The organism is Pseudomonas akapageensis, from assembly GCF_011355085.1.
Classification (GTDB): Bacteria; Pseudomonadota; Gammaproteobacteria; order Pseudomonadales; family Pseudomonadaceae; genus Aquipseudomonas; species Aquipseudomonas akapageensis.
In genome coordinates, this window is the sequence record NZ_VXCP01000032.1 from 1 (window position 1) to 23,719 (window position 23,719).

The 23,719-nt window shown below is 60.5% G+C and carries 19 protein-coding genes; 11 read left to right on the forward strand and 8 right to left on the reverse strand.

What is annotated here, in order from left to right; translation table 11 throughout:
- Nucleotides 1-240: 240 nt before the first annotated feature.
- On the reverse strand, nt 241-1,713 hold the full coding sequence (locus F2S13_RS19415) for an inorganic phosphate transporter (protein WP_166363746.1): 1,473 nt from the start codon (nt 1,711-1,713) through the stop codon (nt 241-243).
- A 371-nt stretch (nt 1,714-2,084) separates the two neighbouring features.
- Nucleotides 2,085-2,285, reverse strand: a complete 201-nt coding sequence (locus F2S13_RS19420) for a hypothetical protein (RefSeq protein WP_166363748.1) — start codon at nt 2,283-2,285, stop codon at nt 2,085-2,087.
- 522 nt (nt 2,286-2,807) lie between these two features.
- Here F2S13_RS19420 and pcaR point away from each other — a divergent pair.
- The 9 genes from pcaR (at nt 2,808) to pcaC (ending at nt 12,563) form a co-directional block, all read left to right on the forward strand.
- Nucleotides 2,808-3,650, forward strand: a complete 843-nt coding sequence (gene pcaR / locus F2S13_RS19425; protein WP_166363750.1) for a pca regulon transcriptional regulator PcaR — start codon at nt 2,808-2,810, stop codon at nt 3,648-3,650.
- A 282-nt stretch (nt 3,651-3,932) separates the two neighbouring features.
- Nucleotides 3,933-5,279, forward strand: a complete 1,347-nt coding sequence (pcaK, locus tag F2S13_RS19430) for a 4-hydroxybenzoate transporter PcaK (RefSeq protein ID WP_166363752.1) — start codon at nt 3,933-3,935, stop codon at nt 5,277-5,279.
- A gap of 375 nt (nt 5,280-5,654) precedes the next feature.
- On the forward strand, nt 5,655-6,512 hold the full coding sequence (locus tag F2S13_RS19435) for a CoA transferase subunit A (protein ID WP_166363754.1): 858 nt from the start codon (nt 5,655-5,657) through the stop codon (nt 6,510-6,512).
- On the forward strand, nt 6,509-7,291 hold the full coding sequence (locus tag F2S13_RS19440) for a CoA-transferase (RefSeq protein ID WP_178119029.1): 783 nt from the start codon (nt 6,509-6,511) through the stop codon (nt 7,289-7,291). Before F2S13_RS19435 ends, F2S13_RS19440 begins: the two co-directional genes overlap by 4 nt.
- Entirely contained in the window at nt 7,288-8,493 is a 1,206-nt protein-coding gene (gene pcaF, locus F2S13_RS19445; protein ID WP_178119028.1) for a 3-oxoadipyl-CoA thiolase, read from the forward strand. The genes F2S13_RS19440 and pcaF overlap by 4 nt, the downstream gene beginning before the upstream one ends.
- 158 nt (nt 8,494-8,651) lie before the next feature.
- Nucleotides 8,652-9,947 (forward strand): MFS family transporter, encoded by a 1,296-nt coding sequence (locus F2S13_RS19450; RefSeq protein ID WP_166363760.1) that lies wholly within the window; start codon nt 8,652-8,654, stop codon nt 9,945-9,947.
- A gap of 45 nt (nt 9,948-9,992) precedes the next feature.
- Nucleotides 9,993-11,357, forward strand: coding sequence for a 3-carboxy-cis,cis-muconate cycloisomerase (locus F2S13_RS19455; RefSeq protein ID WP_166363762.1), 1,365 nt, complete (start codon nt 9,993-9,995; stop codon nt 11,355-11,357).
- An 11-nt stretch (nt 11,358-11,368) separates the two neighbouring features.
- Nucleotides 11,369-12,160 (forward strand): 3-oxoadipate enol-lactonase, encoded by a 792-nt coding sequence (pcaD, locus tag F2S13_RS19460; protein ID WP_166363764.1) that lies wholly within the window; start codon nt 11,369-11,371, stop codon nt 12,158-12,160.
- A 10-nt stretch (nt 12,161-12,170) separates the two neighbouring features.
- A complete protein-coding gene (gene pcaC / locus F2S13_RS19465; protein ID WP_166363766.1) occupies nt 12,171-12,563 on the forward strand; it encodes a 4-carboxymuconolactone decarboxylase in 393 nt (130 codons plus the stop codon).
- A 152-nt stretch (nt 12,564-12,715) separates the two neighbouring features.
- Here pcaC and F2S13_RS19470 read toward each other — a convergent pair whose 3' ends face one another.
- The 4 genes from F2S13_RS19470 to F2S13_RS19485 form a co-directional block, all read right to left on the reverse strand.
- On the reverse strand, nt 12,716-13,963 hold the full coding sequence (locus F2S13_RS19470) for an OprD family porin (protein WP_166363768.1): 1,248 nt from the start codon (nt 13,961-13,963) through the stop codon (nt 12,716-12,718).
- Between the two features lie 274 nt (nt 13,964-14,237).
- On the reverse strand, nt 14,238-15,692 hold the full coding sequence (gene adeC / locus F2S13_RS19475) for an AdeC/AdeK/OprM family multidrug efflux complex outer membrane factor (protein ID WP_166363770.1): 1,455 nt from the start codon (nt 15,690-15,692) through the stop codon (nt 14,238-14,240).
- Complete coding sequence (locus tag F2S13_RS19480; RefSeq protein WP_166363772.1) at nt 15,689-18,850, reverse strand: efflux RND transporter permease subunit; 3,162 nt, start codon at nt 18,848-18,850, stop codon at nt 15,689-15,691. The genes adeC and F2S13_RS19480 overlap by 4 nt, the downstream gene beginning before the upstream one ends.
- A gap of 3 nt (nt 18,851-18,853) precedes the next feature.
- Nucleotides 18,854-20,023: an efflux RND transporter periplasmic adaptor subunit gene (locus F2S13_RS19485; protein ID WP_166363774.1), complete on the reverse strand. Its 1,170-nt coding sequence runs from the start codon at nt 20,021-20,023 to the stop codon at nt 18,854-18,856.
- 245 nt (nt 20,024-20,268) lie between these two features.
- On the opposite strand from F2S13_RS19485, the gene F2S13_RS19490 reads away from it, so the two are divergent.
- Both F2S13_RS19490 and F2S13_RS19495 read left to right on the forward strand, forming a co-directional pair.
- Nucleotides 20,269-20,901, forward strand: a complete 633-nt coding sequence (locus tag F2S13_RS19490) for a TetR family transcriptional regulator (RefSeq protein WP_166363776.1) — start codon at nt 20,269-20,271, stop codon at nt 20,899-20,901.
- A 138-nt stretch (nt 20,902-21,039) separates the two neighbouring features.
- Nucleotides 21,040-21,924 carry a DMT family transporter gene (locus F2S13_RS19495; RefSeq protein WP_166363778.1) on the forward strand — a complete coding sequence of 295 codons (885 nt, stop codon included), beginning with the start codon at nt 21,040-21,042 and terminating at the stop codon, nt 21,922-21,924.
- A gap of 7 nt (nt 21,925-21,931) precedes the next feature.
- On the opposite strand, the gene F2S13_RS19500 is transcribed toward F2S13_RS19495, so the two are convergent.
- Both F2S13_RS19500 and F2S13_RS19505 read right to left on the reverse strand, forming a co-directional pair.
- Nucleotides 21,932-23,422 carry a DHA2 family efflux MFS transporter permease subunit gene (locus F2S13_RS19500; protein ID WP_166363780.1) on the reverse strand — a complete coding sequence of 497 codons (1,491 nt, stop codon included), beginning with the start codon at nt 23,420-23,422 and terminating at the stop codon, nt 21,932-21,934.
- 92 nt (nt 23,423-23,514) lie between these two features.
- Nucleotides 23,515-23,691, reverse strand: a complete 177-nt coding sequence (locus F2S13_RS19505) for a hypothetical protein (RefSeq protein ID WP_166363782.1) — start codon at nt 23,689-23,691, stop codon at nt 23,515-23,517.
- Nucleotides 23,692-23,719 lie beyond the last annotated feature (28 nt).

The window sequence follows — 23,719 nt, forward strand, 5'->3', positions numbered from 1 at the left end:
CCCGTCCGTGCCAGTGGGTGTGCTGGAAGGTGCCTGGCGGTGCGCGGGTTACAACCCGAAGCGAGCGCTCAAGGTGTTGGGTGCCTCTCAAATGCGGGGCCTGATGAGCTGAGAGGCTCTGCTTTTTTTATCGCGAGGCCAAAAAACAAACGCCCCGGCAAGCCGGGGCGTTTGTTTGTGCCTTTGCAGACTGCGTTTTCACACAGTCTGCCTTGGGCGCCTTTTTCATGTGCGGAACAATCAGGCCAGGGCTTTGGACGCCAGCCAGAACAGGCCTGCTGCCAGGGCCATGGAAGCCGGCAGGGTCAGGATCCAGGCCAGCAGGATGGTCTTGATGGTACCGCCCTGCAAACCGGTCTTGTTCGCCACCATGGTGCCGGCCACGCCGGACGACAGTACGTGAGTCGTGGAAACCGGCAGGCTGAACACGTTGGCCAGGCCAATGGCGAAGGCGGCAGTGATTTGCGCCGACATGCCCTGGGCGTAGGTCATGCCCTGCTTGCCGATCTTCTCGCCGATGGTCAGGACTACACGCTTCCAGCCGACCATGGTACCGATACCCAGGGCCAGGGCCACGGCGAGGATCACCCAGAATGGGGCGTATTCGGTCGTCGCGGTGAGGTCCTTGCGCAGTTTTTCCAGGTCTGCCTTTTCACGTGCCTGCAGGGAAGGCAACTTGCCCACCTTCTTGGCGGTGTCATCGAGGCAGAGCAGGTAACGGCGCACTTCAATACGTTTTTCCGCCGGCAGCGAATGGTAGTCCGCAACCCCGGCGAGGGTGCCTTGCAGGGCAGCGATGGTTGGCTCGGTCTGCTTCGGGTTGCAGCTGAACTGTTCCGGCAGATCAGTATCCTGGGCCTTGCCCAGTGCCAGGAACTCCCCCAGCGTTTCGTTATTGCGCTGATAGAACTGGCTCAGGTGCACGGTCGCGTCTCGGGTCCGTTCGATCTGATAGGTCGTGCTGTTCAGGTCCAGTACGAACTGGGCCGGAACGATACCGATCAACACCAGCATGATCAGGCCGATGCCTTTCTGGCCGTCGTTGGAGCCATGCACGAAGCTGACGGCCATGGCCGAGATGACCAGCACCAGGCGGTTCCAGAATGGCGGGTGCTTTTTATCGTCGATCTTGCGACGTTGCTCCGGTGTCTTGTGCATCTTCGACAGCGGGCGCCACCATTTAAGTCCGATCAGGACCAGTGCGGCCACGGCAAAGCCTGCCATGGGCGAAACCACCAGCGAAGCGGCAATATCGATCGCTTTCTGCCAGTTGACGCCATCACTCAGCGGTATGTCATTGAGCAGGGCATTTGCCAGGCCGACGCCCAGGATCGAGCCGATCAAGGTATGCGAACTGGAGGCAGGAATACCGAAATACCAGGTTCCGAGGTTCCAGGTAATGGCCGCTGCGAGCAACGAGAAGACCATGGCCAGGCCATGGCCGGTGTTCACATTGATCAACAGTTCGACGGGCAGCAGGTGCACGATGGCATAAGCCACACCCACCCCACCGAGCAGCACCCCGAGAAAGTTGAACAGACCCGAAAAGAACACGGCCAGATGCGGCGGCATGGCTTTGGTATAGATGACTGTGGCAACCGCGTTAGCGGTGTCATGAAAGCCATTGATGAACTCGAAGGTGAGGACAAAGGCCAGGGCGAGCAGCAAGCTCACCAGCACCCAAGCATCAAGTCCGCTGAATAAATCGATCATGAAGGTTTTCTGACCCGGTCATAAGGGGGCGCGATTATGCCAGAAATCCCCAGTAATCGATGCACTTGCTGCTGATCGGTAATACCGGGCAATCGCGGGCTGACAGAATGGGTCGCCACGAGCCGGGTGGTAGAAAAGCATCAAAATTGCATGATTTCGGAGGTAATGGCCGCAAAAATCCCGCACTAAACAATGCAGGAAATGTTTCAAACGCTTGTTTGAAATTTGTGAGAATCAGTAACTGAACTTTTCGGCAGGCATTATTTATCCGCCTTTTCCCCGAAAAAGCAGCACCGTGCTCGCCCGCGAAAGACGGGCAATGCGTTGGCACGATTCGATCGGAACGTTTCTGTCAGATGCAAGCAGGTTGCTTAAGGCTGATCTGCCTTGAGTTCCTGTTCCATTTTCTGGAGTTCCTGGGTATACACCTGATCTTGGACGGTGGCTCTTTTACGCCACGGTTTGCGTTCCGGATCGGGTTGTGCGGCGTAGGTGGTGACTTCCCCGCCGTAGACTTCCTTGTAACGTTGCTCCTGGCGCTCAAGTTCCGCGCGCAGTTCATCTTTTGTCACGATGTTACCTAATAAAAAGTAGTGATGGATTATCGGTGATAGAGGCGATGCCTGTCTGTTCTGACAGGTATAGCCCGTGTGACGGGATCCGCTCTTGTCTGAAGCGTGTCGGTCACTCGTTTTGATTATAGCAATTGAATGCAATAAAACTATCGCCCGACTCTTACGTCCGGTCAATATTGTCTGTGAGTTTTGTTGCATGGGCAGGTCGGCAGGTTGAGACATACGTGTGCGTATACGGGGCTGTCTCATCTTGGCGCGGGGTGGGAAAGTTCACTCCACTGCGCGGGGCTAAAAAAAACGGCCTCACTTCGTGGGTAAGGCCGTGCCTGGGACTTCTTCGGTGGGTACCTGACCAAGATCTCCAAGAAGCCACATTGTGGCGGGGGAAAGGTATAAGCAACGAGGCTAATGGTCAATTGCGATTATCGATCGTTGGTTCGATAATCGGACACGTTAGCCGTGTTTCCCGAGAGGGCAGTTTGAGCCATGAGCGAAGATCTACCGCATAAAGGACCAGGAATGAACGACCAGTTGCGCAATTCATTCACCTCGCTGGCCCCCCCCATCGTGGCGTCGCCGGCCAAGCGAATCCAGGCATTCACGGGTGACCCGGACTTCATGACCTCGCTGGCCCGCGGCCTGGCGGTGGTACAGGCGTTTCAGGAGCGCAAGCGTCACCTGACCATTGCCCAGATCAGCCATCGCACCGAAATTCCGCGGGCTGCGGTACGCCGTTGCCTGCATACGCTGATCAAGCTGGGCTATGCCACGACCGATGGCCGCACCTACTCGCTGCTGCCAAAGGTGCTGACCCTGGGGCATGCCTACTTGTCCTCCACACCCTTGGCAGTCTCGGCCCAGCCCTATCTGGACCGCATGAGCGAACAACTGCACGAAGCCTGCAACATGGCCACCCTGGAGGGCGACGACATTCTGTATATCGCCCGTTCGGCGACGACTCAACGGTTGATCTCGGTCGACCTGTCGGTGGGCGGGCGGCTTCCCGCCTATTGCACCTCGATGGGCCGGATTCTGCTGGCAGCGCTGGACGATGCCACTTTGCACGAGTACCTCGAGCATGCCGACTTGCAGCCCAAGACCAGTCGAACCATCACTGAGCCCCAGGCATTGCTCGAGTGCCTGCAGCAAGTTCGGCAACAGGGTTGGTGCATCGTCGACCAGGAACTCGAGCAGGGTTTGCGCTCTATCGCAGTACCGGTTTATGACGCATCGGGCCAGGTGCTTGCGGCGCTTAATGTCAGTACCCATGCCGGACGGGTCAGCCGCAGCGAACTGGAACAGCGTTTTCTACCCATCATGCTCAGTGCCAGTGGCGATCTCAGCGCCCAATTATTCGCCTGACGCTAGTGGACGGGTGTCGTTCGATAAACGCACAGTTCCGCGTTTATCGAATTGACGCTGTTTCCCTCGGCTTATTAATGTTCCTCACATCGGTCGGCTTCGCTTGACCCTCAATAAGAAGAGCGAGAAACACCTCTGTGACTGACATTCTCCCAGTGCGCTGGCCGCAGCTTTTTTATTCTCGGTTCTGCGCAACCTGATCCCGTTTCCGCAGTTTTTACATATTCGTGCCGAAGCTGTATTGGCACTCGCGTACCTGTGTCTTTTTTCTGGATAAAAATAATGAATCGTCCGCAAACAGCTGTCGGAAACTGCCTGGATGTGCAGTCTTTCATTAATGCTCAACCCTTGTCGCGCTACCAATGGCGTGTGGTTGTGCTGTGTTTTCTTATTGTTTTTCTCGACGGCCTGGACACCGCTGCCATGGGCTTCATCGCGCCGGCCTTGTCCCAGGACTGGGGCATCGATCGCGCCAGCCTCGGCCCGGTCATGAGCGCCGCACTGATCGGAATGGTGTTTGGAGCCCTGGGTTCTGGCCCGCTGGCCGATCGCTTCGGGCGCAAAGTGGTATTGGTGGGCGCGGTTTTGCTGTTTGGTGCGTTCAGCCTGGCTTCGGCCTATGCCACCAACGTCGATCAACTGGTGGTGCTGCGCTTGCTGACCGGACTGGGTTTGGGTGCGGGCATGCCCAATGCCACCACGCTGCTTTCCGAATACACCCCGGAACGACACAAATCACTGCTGGTCACGAGCATGTTCTGCGGCTTCAACCTGGGCATGGCCGGTGGCGGCTTCATTTCAGCCAAGTTGATTCCGACATTCGGCTGGCACAGCCTGTTGCTGATCGGTGGCTTGCTGCCGTTGGTGCTGGCCGTGGTGCTGTTTGTCTGGCTGCCGGAGTCGGCGCGCTACCTGGTGGTGCGCAATCGTGGCACGGACAAGGTCCGCAAGACCCTGGCGCCGATCCAGCCCGACATCGTCAATCAGGCAGGCAGTTTCAGCGTGCCGGAGCAGCGCACCGTCAAGGCGCGCAACGTTTTCGCAGTGATTTTCTCCGGGACTTACAGCGTAGGTACCTTGCTGTTGTGGCTGACGTACTTCATGGGCCTGGTCATCGTCTATCTGCTGACCAGCTGGTTGCCGACCCTGATGCGTGACAGCGGTGCCAGCATGGAGCAGGCCGCCTTTATCGGTGCCTTGTTCCAGTTTGGCGGTGTGATGAGTGCGGTGGCCGTTGGTTGGGCCATGGACCGGTTCAATCCGCACAAGGTCATCGGCATCTTCTATCTGCTGGCTGGGGTCTTTGCCTACGCCGTCGGCCAGAGCCTGGGCAGCATCACCTTGCTGGCGACTCTGGTGCTGATTGCCGGCATGTGCGTCAACGGCGCGCAGTCGGCAATGCCGTCACTGGCCGCGCGCTTCTACCCGACCCAGGGGCGAGCCACCGGCGTGTCGTGGATGCTTGGCATTGGTCGCTTCGGCGCGATCCTGGGTGCCTGGATGGGAGCGACCTTGCTGGGCCAGGGCTGGAATTTCGAGCAGGTCCTGACCGCGCTGGTCATTCCGGCAGCACTGGCGACAGTCGGGGTGCTGATCAAGGGGTGGGTCAGTCACGCGGATGCGACCTGAAACCGGTTAACGCAATAAAAAGGCTCTGCCTCTCTCGAGACAGGGCCTTTTTATTGACACCGCAAATTCCTGTAGCCGCTGCCGCAGGCTGCGCTGGAGTCCCGTCGGGGCTCCCCGGCGATTCCGAAATCCTGCGTCCGCTCCGCGGCCGAGCGCAGCCGTGCGGCAGCGGCTACATGCGCGAATGGTTTCAGATTCCGGGTTTTTTCATGGCTGGGAATAACGGTTAGCAGCGCAACAATTTGTTCGATAATCGAACGGATACTCGATTATCGGATTGTACGCGAAGGTCGCCAAGCTTAATCTTCAACCATTCCTGGGCAACAAAAGCGCCCTTATCTCCGACCACCGGCTCAGTGAATCAAGGAGTCTCCCATGGCTGAAATTCTCTCGCTCCACGAAGCTGTGAAGCAATTCGTCCAAGATGGCGATGCCGTTGCACTCGAAGGCTTCACGCACTTGATCCCCACGGCTGCGGGTCATGAAATCATTCGTCAGGGCAAAAAGAATCTGACGCTGGTGCGCATGACGCCTGACCTGATCTATGACCAATTGATCGGTGCCGGTTGCGCCAGCAAGTTGATCTTCTCCTGGGGCGGCAACCCGGGCGTGGGTTCGTTGCACCGTCTGCGCGACGCAGTCGAGAAGCAATGGCCGCACGCGATGGAAATCGAAGAGCACAGCCATGCCGACCTCGCCAACGCCTATGTGGCGGGTGCCTCGGGCCTGCCATTCGCCGTGCTGCGTGCTTACGCCGGTTCCGACCTGCCGAAGGTCAACCCGCTGATCAAGACCGTTACTTGCCCATTTACCGGCGAAGTGCTGGCGGCAGTGCCGTCGGTGCGTCCGGATGTGACTGTGATTCACGCACAGAAGGCCGACCGCAAGGGCAACGTATTGCTCTGGGGCATCCTCGGTGTCCAGAAGGAAGCAGCATTGGCGGCCAAGCGCTGCATCGTCACGGTCGAAGAAATCGTCGATGACTTGCAGGCGCCAATGAACGCCTGCGTGCTGCCGACCTGGGCCTTGACCGCGGTCTGCCTGGTGCCAGGTGGTGCCCACCCATCCTACGCCCACGGTTACTCCGAGCGTGACAACCGTTTCTACCAGGCATGGGATCCGATCGCCCGCAACCGTGAAACCTTCACCGCGTGGATCGACGAATACATCCGCGGCACCGCTGATTTCAACGCATTCAAGGCAAAATTGGCCAGCGCATCGGAGGCTCAATAATGAATTACTCCACCAATGAAATGATGACCGTGGCTGCGGCCCGTCGCCTGAAAAACGGTTCGGTCTGCTTCGTCGGCATCGGTTTGCCTTCCAAGGCAGCCAACCTTGCCCGCCTGACTTCCTCGCCAGACGTCGTGCTGATCTACGAGTCCGGCCCGATCGGCGCCAAACCGAGCGTACTGCCGCTGTCGATCGGTGACGGTGAGCTGGCGGAAACCGCCGACACCGTGGTGCCGACCGGCGAGATCTTCCGCTACTGGCTGCAAGGTGGCCGCATCGACGTGGGCTTCCTCGGCGCTGCCCAGGTCGACCGTTTCGGCAACATCAACACCACCGTGGTCGGCGACTACCACAATCCGAAAGTTCGTCTGCCAGGTGCAGGCGGGGCGCCGGAAATCGCCGGTTCCGCAAAAACCGTGCTGATCATCCTCAAGCAGTCCAACCGTGCCTTTGTCGACAAGCTGGATTTCATCACCTCGGTCGGCCACGGCGAAGGTGGCGATTCGCGCAAGCGCCTTGGATTGCCAGGTGCAGGCCCGGTGGGGATCATCACCGATCTGTGCATCATGGAGCCGGAAGCCGGTACCAATGAATTCGTGGTCACCGCCATTCACCCGGGCGTGACCCGCGAGCAGATCATCGCCGCCACCGGCTGGGCCATCCGCTTCGCCGACAACGTAACCGAAACTGCCGAACCCACCGAAGCCGAACTGACCGCCCTGCGCGATCTGGAAGCGCGTACTGCTGCTGCCCATGGCCAAGCACCAGGAGAAGCATGATGCGTGACGTCTTTATCTGCGATGCGATCCGCACCCCGATTGGCCGCTTTGGTGGCGGCCTGTCCGGCGTTCGTGCCGATGATCTGGCTGCCGCGCCGATCAAGGCACTGATCGAGCGCAACCCTTCCGTGCATTGGGACCAGGTGGACGAGGTGTTCTTCGGCTGTGCCAATCAGGCTGGCGAAGACAACCGTAACGTGGCACGCATGGCACTGCTGCTGTCCGGTTTGCCGGAGAGCATTCCGGGCGTCACCCTGAACCGCCTTTGCGCCTCAGGCATGGACGCTGTCGGTACTGCCTTCCGCGCCATTGCCAGCGGCGAGATGGAACTGGCAATTGCCGGTGGCGTCGAGTCGATGTCCCGTGCGCCCTTTGTGATGGGCAAGGCTGATGCAGCGTTTTCGCGCAATATGAAGCTGGAAGACACCACTATCGGCTGGCGTTTCATCAACCCCTTGATGAAAGCCCAGTATGGCGTCGATGCCATGCCGCAGACCGGCGACAATGTCGCCGACGACTACAGGATCTCGCGCGCCGACCAGGACGCGTTCGCCCTGCGCAGCCAGCAGCGCACGGCAGCGGCCCAGGCCGCCGGCTTCTTCGCCGAAGAAATCGTGCCGGTACGCATTGCCCACAAGAAGGGCGAGACCGTGGTCGAGCAGGACGAACATCCACGGGCTGATACCAGCCTGGAAGTCCTGGGCAAGCTCAAACCGGTCAACGGCCCGGACAAGACCGTGACCGCCGGTAATTCCTCGGGTGTCAACGACGGCGCAGCGGCGATGATCCTGGCCTCGGCCGAAGCGGTAAAAAAACATGGCCTGACCCCCCGTGCCCGCGTGCTGGGCATGGCCAGTGCCGGTGTAGCGCCCCGCGTCATGGGCATCGGCCCGGTCCCGGCGGTGCGCAAGCTGACCGAGCGCCTGGGCCTGGCGGTGGCCGATTTCGACGTGATCGAACTCAATGAGGCCTTCGCCAGCCAGGGTCTGGCCGTATTGCGCGAACTGGGCCTGGCCGACGATGCACCGCAGGTCAACCCCAACGGCGGTGCCATCGCCCTGGGGCACCCGCTGGGCATGACCGGCACTCGCCTGATCCTGACGGCGTTGCATCAGCTGGAAAAATCCGGTGGCAAGAAAGGCCTGGCGACCATGTGCGTCGGCGTAGGTCAGGGCCTGGCACTGGCGATCGAGCGCGTTTGAGGAAAGTGGCACCGTGAAGGGTGCCACCTGTTTGAAGCACATACCCGGAACATGGCTGCCCTCCACGCAAGGTCTTCAATGTTTTGGGTATTTGTTTTGCGGAACGGGATTATTTCTGGGTGTGTCTAGACTCTAATGATCTCAACGGGGAACAGACCATGACGACAACAAGTGACTACTACACAGGTGAAGAGCGCAGCAAACGCATATTCGCCATTGTCGGCGCCTCCTCCGGTAATCTGGTGGAATGGTTCGACTTCTATGTCTATGCCTTCAGTGCCATCTACTTCGCTTCTGCCTTTTTCCCTTCAGATGACCCCACCGTGCAGCTGCTTAATACCGCGGGGGTCTTTGCTGCCGGTTTCCTGATGCGTCCTATCGGTGGCTGGCTGTTTGGCCGGGTTGCCGACAGGCATGGCCGCAAGAATTCATTGATGATTTCGGTGCTGATGATGTGCGCCGGTTCCCTGGTCATCGCCTGTCTGCCCACCTATGCCTCGATCGGCGCCTGGGCGCCGGCGCTGCTATTGATGGCGCGATTGTTCCAGGGCTTGTCGGTAGGCGGTGAGTACGGCACGACGGCCACCTACATGAGCGAAGTGGCAATGCGCGGCCAGCGCGGCTTCTTCGCCTCGTTCCAGTACGTGACCCTGATCGGCGGTCAGCTGTTGGCTGTGCTGGTCATCGTGGTTCTGCAACAGTTCCTCTCTGAAGACGAACTGCGTGCCTGGGGTTGGCGCATTCCCTTTGTGATCGGCGCCATCGCTGCGTTGGTCTCGTTGTATCTGCGTCGTTCGCTGGAAGAAACCACCAGTGCCGAAGACCGTAACGACAAGGAAGCCGGCAGCATCGCCGGCCTGTTCAAGCACCACACGGCAGCGTTTATCACCGTGCTGGGCTACACCGCCGGTGGCTCGCTGATTTTCTACACCTTCACGACTTACATGCAGAAGTACCTGGTGAACACCGCCCATATGCCGGCCAAGACCGCCAGTTACATCATGACCGGTGCGCTGTTCCTGTACATGTGCATGCAGCCGTTGTTCGGCATGCTTTCCGACAGGATCAGCCGGCGCAATTCGATGCTCCTGTTCGGCGCGCTGGGCACCATTTTCACCGTGCCCATCATGCTGACGCTGAAAACCGTGACCAATCCGTTCCTGGCATTTGTGCTGATCACGCTGGCACTGGCTATCGTCAGCTTCTACACCTCGATCAGTGGCCTGGTCAAAGCCGAGATGTTCCCGACTCAAGTGCGTGCCCTGGGGGTCGGCCTGGCCTATGCCGTGGCCAATGCCCTGTTCGGTGGTACGGCTGAGTACGTGGCCCTGGGGCTGAAGACCATGGGCATGGAAAATACTTTCTACTGGTACGTGACTGTCATGATGGCGATTGCCTTCCTGTTCAGCCTGCGCCTGCCCAGGCAGGCCGCCTATCTGCATACCGATCATTGATCTGTTCGCGCGCGCCGGTCGCGGCGCGCGCCTTAAGGATTTCCTATGAGCCAACGACCGGGCAATCAGTTGTTCGATGCCTACTTCACTGCCCGCAACATGCGCGATGTGTTCTCCGACAAGGGGCGGGTGCAGGGCATGCTCGATTTCGAGGCCGCGCTGGCGCGTGCCGAAGCCAGTGTCGGCGTGATCCCGCAAGCGGCGGTCAGTTCGATCGAAGCGGCCTGCCAGGCTGAGCGCTATGACTTTCAGGCGCTCGGCGAAGCCATTGCGATAGCCGGCAACTCGGCGATCCCGCTGGTCAAGGCATTGGGCAAGCAGATCGCCCTGGGCGATGCAGACGCTGAACGTTATGTGCATCTGGGGGCTACCAGCCAGGATGTGATGGACACGGGGCTGGTCCTGCAATTGCGCGATGCACTGGACTTGATCGAAGGTGATCTGGCCCGTCTCGGTGCAACATTGGCCCGTCAGGCCACGCTGCACCAGGCCACGCCGCTGGCGGGGCGCACCTGGTTGCAGCATGCGACGCCGGTCACCCTCGGGATGAAAATCGCCGGCTGGCTGGGCGCGGTCAGCCGCAGCCGCCAACGCCTGCATGAACTCAAGCCGCGCTTGCTGAGCCTTCAATTTGGCGGTGCCTCCGGAACCCTGGCGGCCCTGGGCGACAAAGCCTGGCCAGTGACCCAGGCGCTGGCGAATGAATTGCAACTGGTGCTGCCCGAGCAGCCCTGGCACACCCAGCGTGATCGCCTGGTCGAGTTCGCAGCGGTGCTGGGCCTGGTGGCCGGTAGCCTGGGCAAGCTGGGGCGTGACATCAGCCTGTTGATGCAAACCGAGGCGGCGGAAGTGTTCGAGCCAGCGGCGCCGGGCAAGGGCGGATCCTCCACCATGCCGCACAAGCGCAACCCGGTGGGCGCCGCCGTGCTGATCGGTGCTGCTACTCGCGTGCCCGGTTTGCTGGCGACGATGTACAGCGCCATGCCGCAAGAGCATGAACGCAGCCTCGGCCTGTGGCACGCCGAATGGGAAACATTGCCGGAAATCTGCTGCCTGGTGTCCGGGGCCTTGCAACAAGCGCTGCTGTTGGCCGAGGGCATGGAGGTAGACGCGACACGCATGGGCCGCAACCTCGACCTGACCCAGGGGCTGGTCATGGCCGAAGCCGTCAGTATTGTGCTGGCGCAACGCTTGGGGCGTGATGCCGCGCACCATTTGCTCGAGCACTGCTGCAAGCGTGCCGTGGCCGAACAACGTCATTTGCGCGCGGTGTTGGGCGATGAGCCCAGGGTCACCGCCGAACTCTCGGCAGACGAACTCGATCGTCTGCTCGATCCTGCCCATTACCTCGGCCAGGCCCAGCGCTGGGTCGAGCGTGCCGTGGCCGAACATAACGAATTGAGTGCCTGAAGGAGGCTGCTGTGGGAAGCGTACAACTGGTCGATGGCGTACTGAATTATCAACTCGATGGCCCGGCCGATGCGCCGGTGCTGGTGTTGTCCAACTCGCTGGGTACCGACCTGCACATGTGGGACACCCAGATCGAAGCCTTTACCCAACACTTTCGCGTGCTGCGCTACGACACTCGGGGCCACGGCAAGTCGCTGGTGACCGAAGGGCCGTACAGCATCGAGCAACTGGGCCGTGATGTGCTGGCATTACTGGACGCCTTGCACATCGAGCGCGCGCACTTCTGTGGTCTGTCCATGGGTGGCCTGATCGGCCAGTGGCTGGGCATCAATGCGGGCGATCGTCTGAACAGGCTGATCGTGTGCAACACCGCGGCCAAGATCGGCAACCCGGACATGTGGAATCCACGCATTGAAATGGTCCTGCGCGACGGCCAGGCCGCCATGGTCGGTTTGCGCGATGCCTCGATTGCACGCTGGTTCACGCCGGCTTACGCCGAAGCGAACCCGGCCCAGGCCAAGCGCATCACCGACATGCTGGCCGCCACTTCGCCACAAGGTTATGCCGCCAACTGCGGGGCTGTACGCGATGCCGATTTCCGTGATCAGTTGGGTGAGGTCAAGGCACCGACCCTGGTGATTTCCGGCAGCGAGGATGCGGTTACGCCACCGGCTGGCGGTCTGTTCATCCAGGAACACATCAAGGGCGCCGAGTACGCCGAGTTTCACGCGGCGCATTTGTCCAACGTAGAAGTGGGCGAACCCTTCAGCCGTCGCGTGATCGACTTTTTGCTGGCCCGTTGAGGAATTGTTCGTGGACGAGAAAGAGCGTTACGCCGAAGGCATGAAGGTGCGTCGGGCGGTACTGGGCGACGCCCATGTCGACCGCAGCCTGAACAATCTCACTGAGTTCAACAGTGAGTTCCAGGAAATGATCACCCGGCACGCCTGGGGCGATATCTGGACCCGCCCCGGTTTGCCGCGCCATACCCGCAGCCTGATTACCATCGCCATGCTGATCGGCATGAACCGCAATGATGAGCTGAAACTGCACCTGCGTGCGGCGGCCAACAATGGGGTGACCCGCGAGGAGATCAAGGAAGTGCTGATGCAGAGTGCGATTTACTGCGGGATTCCGGCGGCCAATGCGACGTTCCACCTGGCAGAGTCGGTGTGGGATGAGTTGGGGGTTGAGTCGCGTAGCTGATGTTTTTTGGCGGGGAGCGCGTTGCGCTCCAATCGCTGCGGTCTGGCGACCCGGCAAGCCAGCTCCCACAGTGTTTTGTGTCAAACCAGATATTTGTGGTTTGCAGTGGTTCCTGTGGGAGCGGGTTTGCCCGCGAAAGCGTCAGCCGGGTTTCAAAGAATCCCGATCGGGTAACTGATGATCAGCCGATTCTCATCAAACTCATTGTTGCTGAAGTCCCGGCGCATGGTCGAGTTCCGCCATTTGACATTGAGGTTCTTCAAGGTGCCGCTCTGAACGGTGTAGGCCAGCTCCGTCTCACGCGCCCACTCCTTGCCGTCGGTGATCACGCCTGTATGCACCTCATCCCCGCTGATGTAGCGGTTCATCAAGGTCAGCCCGGGAATGCCGACGCCGGCGAAATTGAAGTCGTGACGCACTTGCCACGAGCGCTCCCTGGCATTGTCGAAGCTTGAGTTGTAGCTGTCGTTGGCCAGGGTGCCACCGCTGGTGCCGTTGACGCGCATCCATGCATCGTCGCCGCTGACTTTTTGCAGGCCGACGAAGAAAGTGTTGCTGCCGTACTTGGCCGAAAGCAGGGCCGAGGCGGTTTTGTTGTCCAGATCGCCGGCCAGGGCGCTGCCGTCTTCCTTGCCCCAGAAGTAGCCGAGGTTGGCACCCAGCGTCCAGGCGCCGAGCGGCTGGCTGTGGACGATCTGCAGGTATTGCTGTTGATAGATATCCTTGAGTTCGGCATCCCACAGGCCAATCAGGGTGCGCTTTTCGTTGAAGCTGTATTCACCGCCAACGAAGTTGAAACGATCCGAGGTGAAGGCCGCCTTACCCTGCATGAACATGTCTTCCATGCTGGCGTCGTTGCGCGGACTGTTCTGGCGGAACTGGCCGCCGTAGAGCGTCAGGCCATCGATCTCCTGGGAAGTGACCTGGCCACCACGGAAGGTCTGTGGCAAAGAGCGGCCGTCGTCGGAGCGCAGGATGGGCAGCACCGGCATCCACTCGCCGACCTTCAATTCGGTTTTCGAGATTTTCCCCTTGAGCGCGACGCCTAGGCGGCCGAAGTCGTCGGCCGGGCGGCCATCAGCATGCACTGGCAGCAATTGGGTATTGGTGGTTCCGCGTCCACCGTCAAGCTTGAGCGAGTACAAGCCCAATACATCCACGCCGAATCCTACGAAGCCCTGGGTGAAGCCAGACTTGGCATCGAGGATGAAGTTCTGCGTCCATTCCTCGGCTTTGCCTTGAGGGTAGGTCGGGTTGACGAAGTTGCGGTTGATGTAGAAGTTTCGCAGGTTGAGGTTGACCTTGGCGTCTTCGACGAAGCCCGATTCGGCGGCGAAAGCGGGGAGGGTAGCGCCAGCCAATGCCAACGCCGCGAGGGGACTCAGGGTGATTTTTTTCATTATTGTTGTGGTCTCTGATCGTTTTCAGGCAGCAGCAAACCGCTGCGACGGTGAGAGGAGTCGCAGTAAGGATGCTGGGTTTCTGTGAGGGCGATGGTGCTTGCTGGCGGCTGGGTGAATCAATTCGCGCGGGACGGTATTGGGCGATAAACGAACACTAACTGGTTAGTACATTCCGTTGCACGATGTTTTAACGACGCGGACCTGGCATTGACCTGCGATGAACCAAAAAAAGCCCACCATAAAGGTGGGCTCTGGACTTCTGCCGACGCGATCAGCCTTTTGGCTGTTCGGCTGTAGCCTGTTTTGCCTGCGCCGTCTGCTCGTACCAGCCGCCACCCAGCGCCTTGTACAAATTGACCTCGCTGACCAGTTGCGAAAGTCGGTCAGTGATCAACGTCTGCTGAGAACTGAACAGCTGACGCTGGGCATCGAGGAAGGTCAGGTTGCTGTCGACGCCGATCCGGTAGCGACGCTCGGCCAGGCGGTAGTAATCCTGGTTGGCACTGACCAGATCACGCTGCGCCTGCAGCTGCTCGTTGAATGTCAGACGCGCCGCCAGGCCATCGGAAACTTCCTGGAAAGCCGTCTGGATTGCCTTCTCGTACTTGGCGATGTTGATGTCTTTCTGGATCTTCGAGTAATCCAGGCTCGCCTTCAGCGCGCCGGCATTGAAAATCGGCAGGCTGATCTGCGGCTGGAACAACCAGGTACCCGAGCCGCCCTTGAACAGGCCGTCCAGGTCCGAACTCAGCGACCCGGCGTTGGCCGTCAGGCTGATGCTGGGGAAGAATGCAGCGCGGGCGGCACCGATATTGGCATTCTGGGCCTTGAGCAGGTGCTCGGCTTCGAGAATGTCCGGGCGCCGTGTCAGCAGGTCCGACGGCAGGCCGGCGGGTACGTCGCTGAGCAGGTCGGCGTCGAGCGGCTGGCCTGCGGGCAGGTCCGGCAGGCCGGTGCCGACCAGCAGGACCAGGAAGTTCTGGTCCTGGGCGACCAGGCGCTTGTATTTGGCCACCTGGGCCTTGGCGTTCTCGACTGACGTGCGCGACTGGCTCAGGTCCAGCGCCGAAGCCACGCCGACTTCACTGCTGCGTGCGGTCAGCTTGTAGCTTTCTTCGAAGGTCTTCAGGGTTTCCTGGGCCAGCTTGTACTGGGCCTGGTCGGCCTGCCAGGTGAAGTAGGCATTGGCGACGCTGGCCACCAGACTGATCTGCGTGGAGCGACGGGCTTCTTCGCTGGAGAAGTAGGTTTCCAACGCCTGCTCGCTCAGGCTGCGAACGCGACCGAACAGGTCCAGTTCGTAGGCACTGACGCCCAGGGTCGCCGAATACTGGCTGCTGATTGTCGAGCCACTGCCCCCGGTCTGCGAAAGTCCCGCCGGGATCCGCTGACGAGTGCCGCCGACATCGGCCGATACGGCCGGGTACAGGTCCGCACGCTGGATGCGGTACTGCGCCTGGAAGGCATCGATGTTCAGCGCCGCGACCCGCAGGTCGCGGTTGTTGACCAGGGATGTCTCGATCAGTTTTTGCAGGGCCGGGTCATGGAAGAACTCGCGCCAGCCTTGCTCGGCCGCCGCTACACCGGCGGCCTGGGCCGGCTCGTAGGCAGGCCCCGTCGGCCATTGCGAGGCTACCGGCGCTTCCGGCCGCTGGTAGTCAGGTATCAGCGAGCAGCCGCCCAGTACAAACGCGGCTACCGCCAGGGACAACAAGGACTTACTCATTTCCCAGCCTCATAGCTTGGAGTTTCAGGAGTGTCAGTGGCTTCGTCAGTCTCGACTTTTTTGCTGCCGAACAGCGACGACACGCTCACAAAGAACAGGGGTACCCAGAAGATCGCCAGCACCGTGGCGGTCAGCATACCGCCGATCACGCCGGTACCGATGGCATGCTGGCTGCCGGAACCTGCGCCCGTGGAAATCGCCAGGGGCACCACGCCGAGAATGAACGCCAGCGAGGTCATGATGATCGGGCGCAGACGCATGCGGCAAGCCTCGATGGCCGCGTCGATCAGGCTACGACCCTGTTCGTGCAGTTCCTTGGCGAATTCCACGATCAGAATGGCGTTCTTTGCCGCCAGACCGATGGTGGTCAACAGACCGACCTGGAAGTACACGTCGTTGGACAAGCCGCGCAGGCTGGTGGCCAACAGCGCACCGATGATCCCCAGCGGCACAACCAGCATTACCGCGATCGGGATCGACCAGCTCTCGTACAGCGCTGCCAGACAGAGGAAAACCATCAGCAACGACAGCGCATACAAGGCAGGCGCCTGGGAGCCGGACAGGCGTTCTTCATACGACAGGCCGGTCCAGGAGAAACCGACGCCGGCCGGCAGTTTCGCGGCAATGGCCTCGACTTCCGCCATGGCTTCACCGGTACTGTAGCCAGGGGCTGGAGAACCGAGGATCTCCATGGCTTCGACACCGTTGTAACGCGACAGTTTCGGTGCACCGTAGATCCACTGGCCGGTTGCGAAGGAGGCGAACGGGACCATCTGGCCGGCGCTGTTGCGTACATACCACTGTTTCAGGTCTTCAGGGTTCATCCGTGAGCCGGGCTGGCCCTGGATGTAGACCTTCTTCACGCGGCCGCGGTCGATGAAGTCGTTGACGTAGCTCGCACCCAAGGCAATCGACAGGGTGGCGTTGACGTCGGCGATGGTCACGCCCAGGGCGCTGGCACGTTCGTCGTCGACGGTCAGTTGGTATTGCGGTTCATCGTTCAGGCCGTTCGGACGTACGGCGCTGAGGACCTTGCTCTGGGCAGCCATGCCGAGGAACTGGTTGCGCGCTTCCATCAGCTTGTCGTGGCCGATCCCGGCGCGGTCCTGCAGGAATACGTCGAAACCTGTAGCGTTACCCAACTCCAGTACGGCCGGTGGCGCGAAGGCGAAGACCATGGCGTCGCGGAAGGAGGAGAAGTGCTGCTGGGCGCGGTGGGCCAGGTTGAACACGTTGTTCTCTGCCGAACGCTGGTCCCATGGCTTGAGCATGATGAACGCAAGGCCCGAGCTCTGGCCGCGGCCGGCGAAGTTGAAGCCGTTTACGGTGAACACGGACGCAACGGTGTCGCCTTCCTGTTCGAGCAGGTAGCTGCGCATTTCGTCGACCACGACCTGAGTGCGCTCGGCGGTGGAGCCGGCCGGCGTCTGTACCTGGGCAAAGAGTACGCCCTGGTCTTCCTCAGGCAGGAACGCCGTAGGAATGCGCGCGAACAGCCAGACCATGCCAACCACGATGATGACGTAGGCCAGCAGATACGGAGCCTTGTTGCGCAGGATGGTACCGACGGACCGCTCGTAGCTTTTCACGCTGCGATCGAAGCTGCGGTTGAACCAGCCGAAGAAGCCGCGCTTGGGCGTGTGGTGTTCACCCTTGGGAATGGCCTTGAGCATGGTCGCGCACAGGGCCGGGGTGAAGATCAGAGCAACCAGTACCGACAGGGCCATGGCCGAGACGATGGTGATCGAGAACTGCTTGTAGATCACACCCGTCGAGCCGCCGAAGAACGCCATGGGCAGCAGTACCGCCGACAGCACCAGCGCGATACCGACCAGTGCGCCCTGGATCTGGCCCATGGATTTCTTGGTTGCTTCCTTCGGTGGCAGACCTTCTTCGGCCATGACCCGCTCGACGTTTTCCACCACAACGATGGCGTCGTCCACCAGCAAGCCGATTGCCAGCACCATGCCGAACATGGTCAGGGTGTTGATGCTGAAGCCGAAGGCCGCAAGGATGCCGAAGGTCCCGAGCAATACCACCGGCACGGTCATGGTGGTAATCACCGTGGCGCGAAAGTTCTGCAGGAACAGGTACATCACCAGGAACACCAGCACGATGGCTTCGACCAGCGTATGGATCACGCCGGAAATCGATTCGCTCACCACGGGGGTGGTGTCGTACGGGAAGACCGCTTTCATGCCTGGCGGGAAGAAGGGTTCCAGGTCGGAAATGGTTTTACGCAGCGCCTTGGCGGTGTCCAGGGCGTTGGCGCCGGTTGCCAGCTTGATCGCCAGGCCCGAGGCCGGCTTGCCGTTGAACTGCGCGGTAATGCTGTAGTTCTCGCCACCCAGGGCAACCTTGGCGACATCCTTGAGACGAACCTGCGAGCCGTCGCGGTTGACCTTGAGCAGAATCTTCTCGAATTGCTCGGCAGTCTGCAGGCGGGTCTTGCCGATGATGGTGGCGTTCAGTTGCTGGCCGGGCAGGGCGGGCAGGCCACCCAACTGGCCGGAAGAAACCTGGACGTTCTGCGCCGCCACGGCGGCTCGCACATCGACCGGGGTCAACTGGTACTTGTTCAACTGTGCCGGGTCGAGCCAGATACGCATGGCGTACTGGGCGCCGAACACCTGGAAGTCACCGACGCCGGCAGTTCGCGAAATCGGGTCCTGCATGTTCGAAACGATGTAGTTGGCCAGGTCGTCCCGGTTCATGCTGCCGTCTTCGGACACCAGGCCGATCACCATCAGGAAGTTCTTTACTGCCTTGGTGACGCGGATGCCCTGCTGCTGCACTTCCTGTGGCAGCAGCGGGGTGGCCAGGTTTAGCTTGTTCTGCACCTGGACCTGGGCGGTGTCAGGGTTGGTGCCCTGTTCGAAGGTTGCGGTAATGGTCATGCTGCCATCGGAGTTGCTTTCCGAAGACACATAACGCAGGTTGTCGATACCGTTGAGCTGCTGCTCGATGACCTGCACCACGGTGTCCTGCACCGTCTGCGCGGAGGCGCCCGGGTAGGTCACGGCAATGGCGATGGCCGGCGGGGCGATGCTCGGGTACTGGTTGATCGGCAGTTTCAGGATCGACAGTGCCCCGACCAGCATGATCACCAGGGCAATTACCCAGGCAAAGATCGGACGGTCGATAAAAAATTTCGACATTGCTTACTCCCCTTTGCCGCCAGCGACTTTTGCAGTTGCCTGGGCAGGCGCCGCAGCCGGGGCCGGGATGGCAGGTTTGACGTTGGTTGCTTCGCTGACGGTAACCTCGACGCCTGGCTTGACGAATTGCAGCCCTTCGGTGATCAGGCGATCGCCGGCGTTGAGGCCTTCATCGACCAGCCACATGTTGCCGACGGTGCGGCTGGCCTTGAGCTGGCGCAACTCCACCTTGTTGTCCTGGTTCACCACCAGGGCGGTCGGGCTGCCCTTGAGGTCGCGGGTCACGCCTTGTTGCGGGGCCAGGATCGCCGCGCTGTTGACGCCGGCCTTGAGCTGGGCGTGGACGAACATGCCTGGCAGCAGGTTGTGATCGGGGTTGGGGAAAATCGCCCGCAGGGTCACGGAGCCCGTGGTTTCGTCCACCGACACTTCGCTGAACTCCAGCTTGCCTTCGTGGGGGTAAGTGCTGCCATCTTCCAGGGTCAGTTTGACCTTGGCCGCGTTGTTACCCACCTTTTGCAGCTGGCCACTTTCCAGTTCGTGACGAAGTTTCAGCAGTTCGGCCGAAGATTGCGTGACATCGACGTAGATAGGGTCGAGTTGCTGGATCACCGCCATGGCGTTGGTCTGGCCGTTGTTCACCAGGGCGCCTTCGGTGACTGCCGAACGACCGATACGGCCGCTCAGCGGTGCCAGGACCTTGGTATAGCGCAGGTCGATCTGGGCGGATTTCAGCGTTGCTTCAGCTTGCAAACGTTTGGCTTGCGCGTCGTCGTATTCCTGGCGGCTTACAGCGCGCTCGTCGACGAGCTGCTTGTAGCGCTCGGACAACGACTTGGTCGATTGCAGGTTGGCCTGGGCGCTGGCCAGGGTCGCTTCATAGACCGCAGGGTCGATCTGATAGAGCTGCTGGCCGGCCTTGACCTCGCCACCTTCGGTGAACAGGCGCTTGAGGATGATGCCGTTGACCTGGGGACGCACTTCGGCGATGCGATAGGGCGCGGTCCGGCCGGGCAGGTCGGAGGTCAGGGTATAGGCCTGGGTTTGCAGGGTTACGACGCCGACCTGAGGAGTGTGCGGGACAGGTGCCGCTTCTTCCTTCTTGCAGCCGCTGAGCAGAGTTGCCAGGGCGACGGCGGAAACCAGGGCAGTAACAGCTGGCTTGAATTGCATGAAAATCCTCGGTCGAGAGCACGCAAGACGCTCAAGAATAATGGAAAAATTGTTTCGAGTTGATGATGAGCTTGCTAACGAATATACTTACATTCATGGTTGTTTGTAAACACCTTGCCTGCATGCAATCGTTGCGGCAAGGCCTAGACTGAAAAACCCGGGACAAGGCATGACAAACGCCGACCGGGCCCGTGCTCAATGGATTCAGCCATTCCTTCGAGCCATCTGATCGAGGTTGTACCGCCATGGTCCGTCGCACCAAAGAGGAAGCCCAGGAAACCAGAAGCCAGATTCTCGAGGCGGCGCAAAAAGCCTTCCATGAGCGAGGCGTGGCGCGCACGACGCTGGCCGACATCGCCGCCATGGCGGGTGTGACACGTGGCGCCATCTATTGGCATTTCAGTAACAAGGCGGATTTGTTCCAGGCCATGCTCGACAGCTTGAGCGAGCCGCTGGATGCCCTGGCACAGGCCAGCGAGAATCGGGACGAGATCGACCCGCTGGGCTGCATGCGCAACCTGCTGATCCAGCTGCTGCACCAGGTAGCGCAAGATCCGAAGATTCGGCGGGTCAATGAAATTCTGTTTCATAAGTGCGAATTCACCGATGAAATGTGTGATCTGAGGCGACAGCGCCAGTCCGCCGCACTGGACTGCAATGTGCGCATCGGAGTGTCCTTGACCAACGCGGTGAACCGCGGGCAATTGCCCGAGAATCTGGATACCGAACGTGCGGCAATCACCCTGCATGCTTATATAGACGGCATGCTGGCGCAATGGTTGCTGATCCCGGACAGTTACTCATTGCATGAGCAAGCAGAAACCTGGGTCGATGCTGGGCTGGATATGCTGCGCCTGAGCCCCAGCTTGCGCAAATGAGTGTTTGAGTCCAGTTGTGTCAAAATGCCTGGCGAGTGAGAATCTCGCCGCTGGCTACCCTCGATTATCTGCCTATTTGCTTTGCTTGAATAGTTAGGTTGCTAAGCTTATTTTTCGTACTTCCTTCCGAGCGTGTGCATGACTGTGCGCAATCCCTTGTTGCAAAAGACCGAGCAGCCGATCAAGGGCATCGCGCTGATCTGTCTGGCGGTGTTGATGTTTTCCAGTCATGACACCTTGTCCAAATACCTGTCGGCGTTCTACCCCATTGTCATGGTGGTCTGGGCCCGCTATGTGGTGCATACCCTGCTCATGCTGGTGGTGTTCGTGCCGCAGACGGGCTTGTCGGCGGTGGTTCGCACACGTCGCCCCGGGCTGCAACTGGCCCGGGCGCTGTGCCTGATCGGGACCAGTCTGTTCTTCACCACGGGCTTGCGCTACATCCCTTTGGCCGAGGCCACGGCGGTCAACTTCCTCGCGCCGTTGCTGGTCACAGCGCTGTCGGTGCCGCTGCTGGGTGAACGGGTCACCCGCAATCAGTGGCTGGCAGTGCTGGCCGGATTTGTCGGCGTGTTGATCGTGGTGCGTCCAGGCGGCGCTCTGTTTACCCCGGCGATTCTGTTGCCGCTGTGTTCGGCATTGTGTTTCGGCTTTTATCAACTGCTCACGCGCAAACTCAGCAGCGTCGACAGCCCCACCACCAGTAACTTCCTGACCGGCATACTCAATAGCTTGATCATGTCGGCAATGTTGCCGTTCTTCTGGGAGACGCCCACCGGCATCCACGCCTTGCTCATGGTGGGCGTGGGGACCTGCGGCATGCTCGGGCACATGCTGCTGACACAAGCCTTTCGCTATGCCGCACCGGCCATGCTGGCCCCGTTCAGCTACGGGCAGATTCTGTTTGCCTTGATGTTCGGCTATCTGGTGTTCAATCACACGCCGGACATTTTCGGCATTGTCGGTATCGCTGTTATCTGTCTGAGCGGTCTTGCCGTGGCCTGGGGTCAGCGTCGCCGCTGACCTGCATTTAGAGCGCCTTGTCTTCGCGCCCGCGCAAGATCTTGTCCGGCAGTGCCAGCGCGGCGCACAGGCCGAGCAGCGAGATAGCCGCACTGGCCAGCAACAGGTGACGGAAGGTGATCGTCAGTTCGATGCTGCCGCTGGCTGCATTGAGCCCCTGCAAAAGCGCATTGCCCGAAGTGCCTTCGACGCCCAGGCCGGCCACGCTGGCCTGTGCCAGGCTCGCGTCCTGCAACATCGCCAGCAGCAGGGCCGACATGCAGGCAACCCCCATGGCGCCGCCCAGCGCGCGGAACAGGTTGGTGGTGCTGGTGGCGACGCCGATATCCCTTGGCTCGACGGCGTTCTGCGTGCCCACCAGCGAAGTGGGGAACTGCACGCCCGAAGCGATCCCCGTCAGCAACATGAACAGCGCGCTGAGCAACATCGACTGAGGTGGCGTGAAGGCCATGCCTGCAATGAAAAACGGCATCAGCAGGGCACCGGTGAGGATCTGCGGCTTGTACCGGCCCGTCAGCGAGGTCAGGCGCCCGGCGAAATACGCGCCGATCGGCAGCCCCATCGCCAGTGGCAACAAGTGCAGCGCGGCACTGTCAGAGCCCGCGCCCGTGATGCTCTGGTAGCGCAGCGGCATGATCACGCTGAGGGAAATGGCCTGGAAACTGGTGAAAAACACCGTACACCAGCACAGGGTGGCGGTGCGATTGGCGAACAGTTTCATCGGCAGCAGCGGTTCCCGCACCCGGCGTTCGTACCAGGCGAACAGGCCCAGGGTGAGCAGGGCGGTGAACACCAGTGTCGACACTGTGGGGTCATGCCAGGACTTGCCCTGGCCGATTTCGGTGATCCCCAGCAACAGAGAGCTCAGGCCCAGGATTAACAGTACCGTGCCGAAGTAATCGATTATCGGTTTGCGATGGGGGATCGGCAGGCCGCGCAGGCTGTGCCTTGCCACCCACCAGGAGACCAGCCCCAGCGGCAGGTTGATCCAGAATACCCAGCGCCAGGACAGGTATTCGGTCAGGTAGCCACCCAGCACCGGGCCGGCGACGCTGGCCAGTGCATACATGCCGCTGAAGTAACCTTGATAGCGACCACGCTCGCGTGGCGGGATGATGTCGCCAATGATCGCCTGGCTGACCGAAATCATGCCGCCGGCACCGATGCCCTGGAAAATCCGCGCCAGCACCAGTTGTTCCATGCTCTGGGCCATGGCACAGAAGACCGAGGCCAGGGTGAACAGGCCCAGGCCGAACAGCATCATGCGCCGGCGGCCGTAGAGATCGCCCAGCTTGCCGTAGATTGGCACGGCCACGGTCATGGCCACCATATAACCGGAGATCACCCAGGCCAGCAGGCCGACATCCTTGAACTGGGCCGAGATGGCCGGCAGCGATACGGCGACGATGGTCTGGTCCAGTGCGCCGAGGAAAATCGCCAGCATCAGGGCGACGAGGACACTGCGCACGGCAGGTTTGGTTTGGCTCAGATCAGTCACGGGCAGGCCTGATGGGCATGGCGTCGCGCGAGCGGATGCTTGCGCGAGAAGATGCCCGTCAGTGTACTCGATAGCTAGCTAAGAGTTCTATTCTATTGCTTGATGTTTCCAAGCGTGGCCGTTTGCGGCGGGCAATGGGCCAGGCTGCAGGTGGCGTTCTCGCGTGGGGTATTGCGTGCCAGTTCGACACGGTAGGCCGCCGCCGCGTACAGGCCTATGACAGCCGCCACGGCGAAGATGAAGGCACATTTTCTTGTTTTGATGACCATGGTCTGACCTCCGCGTGCGAGTTGAGGC

Bases quoted from the DNA above. Each gene is read 5' to 3' on its own strand.
- F2S13_RS19470 (WP_166363768.1), bottom strand. From the start codon at position 13,963: ATGAAAAAAATCACCCTGAGTCCCCTCGCGGCGTTGGCATTGGCTGGC.
- F2S13_RS19435 (WP_166363754.1), top strand. From the start codon at position 5,655: ATGGCTGAAATTCTCTCGCTCCACGAAGCTGTGAAGCAATTCGTCCAA.
- F2S13_RS19415 (WP_166363746.1), bottom strand. From the start codon at position 1,713: ATGATCGATTTATTCAGCGGACTTGATGCTTGGGTGCTGGTGAGCTTG.
- F2S13_RS19480 (WP_166363772.1), bottom strand. From the start codon at position 18,850: ATGTCGAAATTTTTTATCGACCGTCCGATCTTTGCCTGGGTAATTGCC.
- F2S13_RS19490 (WP_166363776.1), top strand. From the start codon at position 20,269: ATGGTCCGTCGCACCAAAGAGGAAGCCCAGGAAACCAGAAGCCAGATT.
- pcaK (WP_166363752.1), top strand. From the start codon at position 3,933: ATGAATCGTCCGCAAACAGCTGTCGGAAACTGCCTGGATGTGCAGTCT.
- pcaF (WP_178119028.1), top strand. From the start codon at position 7,288: ATGATGCGTGACGTCTTTATCTGCGATGCGATCCGCACCCCGATTGGC.
- F2S13_RS19495 (WP_166363778.1), top strand. From the start codon at position 21,040: ATGACTGTGCGCAATCCCTTGTTGCAAAAGACCGAGCAGCCGATCAAG.
- F2S13_RS19505 (WP_166363782.1), bottom strand. From the start codon at position 23,691: ATGGTCATCAAAACAAGAAAATGTGCCTTCATCTTCGCCGTGGCGGCT.
- pcaR (WP_166363750.1), top strand. From the start codon at position 2,808: ATGAACGACCAGTTGCGCAATTCATTCACCTCGCTGGCCCCCCCCATC.
- F2S13_RS19455 (WP_166363762.1), top strand. From the start codon at position 9,993: ATGAGCCAACGACCGGGCAATCAGTTGTTCGATGCCTACTTCACTGCC.
- F2S13_RS19485 (WP_166363774.1), bottom strand. From the start codon at position 20,023: ATGCAATTCAAGCCAGCTGTTACTGCCCTGGTTTCCGCCGTCGCCCTG.
- adeC (WP_166363770.1), bottom strand. From the start codon at position 15,692: ATGAGTAAGTCCTTGTTGTCCCTGGCGGTAGCCGCGTTTGTACTGGGC.
- F2S13_RS19450 (WP_166363760.1), top strand. From the start codon at position 8,652: ATGACGACAACAAGTGACTACTACACAGGTGAAGAGCGCAGCAAACGC.